The sequence below is a fragment of the Arthrobacter sp. 05L45_2 genome (assembly GCF_056397525.1).
On sequence record NZ_JBFTNO010000345.1, the window covers coordinates 1 to 1,426 of the forward strand.

Annotated in this window: 1 protein-coding gene; it reads left to right on the top strand. The window is 66.2% G+C overall.

Features of this window, described 5'->3' with window-relative positions; genetic code table 11:
- Nucleotides 1-171: 171 nt before the first annotated feature.
- Nucleotides 172-1,426, top strand: a 1,255-nt coding sequence (locus tag AC1DHD_RS16275; RefSeq protein WP_476880697.1) for a phospholipase D-like domain-containing protein, incomplete at its 3' end; no start/stop codon positions are given.

Below are 1,426 nucleotides of genomic sequence, written 5' to 3' on the forward strand. Positions count from 1 at the left end.
GTGCTGCGGGCCGGATCAGTGGCGGGGGTAGTCATGCCTTCAGGTGCTGCGGGCCGGATCAGTGGCGGGGGTAGTCATGCCTTCAGCTTAGTGCGGCCTACGGCGGGATAGGATTTGCGGATTGCCCGTTCCGGAACTGTTCCGCGGGTCTGGAATTTGAGGGGTTCGCCTGTGCTGTGGCCATTTCCGCTTGTGGGAACACTCCCGTCCTGGGTGGTCCTCATCCTGACAGTCATCGACCTCGCCATCCGTGTGCTCGCCCTGGGCATCATCCCGGGGAACCGGCGCCCCACCACCGCCATGGCCTGGCTGCTGGGCATCTTCTTCGTTCCGGCGCTCGGACTGGTGCTGTTCCTGCTCTTCGGCAACTTCCGGCTCTCCCGCCGCCGCCGCGCGCAGCAGGAGGCGGTGAACACCCGGATCAGGGCCGGCACCTCGGAAATGGCCGCCGTCGAGAGCGAGTATGACGGGCCCGAATGGGTGGCGTCCGCGGCGGAGCTGAACAAGACGCTCGGCTCGCTGCCCATGGTGGACGGCAACAGCGTGGAGTTGCTCCCCGGCTACCCGGATTCCATTAAGGCGATGGCTGCCGCGGCCCGCGAGGCCAAGTCCTTCATCAACGCCGAGTTCTACATCATGAGCTCGGACCACGTGACGGACGAACTCCTGACCGCCCTCGAGGATGCCGCCGAACGCGGCGTCGAGGTCCGCGTCCTCTTCGACCACCTCGGGACCATGCGGATCAAGGGCTACAGCAAGCTCACCGCGCGGCTGAACGCCAGCAAGATCCGCTGGCGCCCCATGCTGCCGCTGCGGCCGGTGCACGGCCAGTGGCGCCGGCCCGATCTCCGCAACCACCGCAAGATCATGGTGATCGACGGCGAGGTGGCCTTCACCGGCTCCCAGAACCTGATCGAGCCCTCCTACAACAACCCCCGCCACCGCAAGGTCGGCCGGGAATGGGTCGAGCTCATGACGCGTATGCGCGGCCCGATCGTGACCACCCTGAACGTGGTGTTCGCGACGGACTGGCTCAGCGAGACCGACGAATCCCTCGAACACCAGCTGGCCCACCAGTTCAAGTCGACCCCCGGCCACGTTACGGCGCAGGTGGTGCCCAGCGGGCCCGGCTTTATCACCGAGAACAACCTGCGCCTGTTCAACACCCTGATCTACTCGGCGCAGCACAAGCTCTCCATCTGCAGCCCGTACTTCGTGCCGGACGACTCGCTGCTGTACGCCGTGACCACGGCGGCGCAGCGCGGCGTCGACGTCGAGCTGTTCGTCTCCGAGAAGGGGGACCAGTTCCTGGTCCACCACGCCCAGCAGTCCTACTACGAGGCGCTGCTGGAAGCCGGGGTGCGGATCTACCTCTACAAGGCCCCGTTCGTCCTGCACGCCAAGCACTTCACGGTCGATGACGAGG